General features: G+C 52.6%; 1 protein-coding gene. It reads left to right on the top strand.

The window, feature by feature from the left end; genetic code table 11:
* The coding region (locus tag Q1A41_RS20325; protein WP_299983007.1) for a YDG domain-containing protein at window positions 1–230 on the top strand (230 nt) is incomplete at both ends.

Here is a 230-nt window from a genome sequence, read left to right as displayed (position 1 = left end):
ACACCCTTTGAAATCTCCGCCAGCAGCACAGCCGACGATAAAACCTATGACGGTAACGACAGCGCTAATGTGGAGCTTGCTTTAAGCGGGGTATTCGCCGGCGATACGGTAACCGTAAGCTCGGCCAGCGATACCTTTGATAACAAGGATGCGGGTGAAAATAAAACGGTTACCTCTTCTGGTGTCACCTTAGGCGGCACCGACGGCGGCAACTATGTCCTAGCTGAAAC

It is taken from the genome of uncultured Pseudoteredinibacter sp., assembly GCF_947502065.1.
Taxonomy (GTDB): Bacteria; Pseudomonadota; Gammaproteobacteria; order Pseudomonadales; family Cellvibrionaceae; genus Pseudoteredinibacter.
This window is presented reverse-complemented; position numbering and strand designations above follow the sequence as displayed.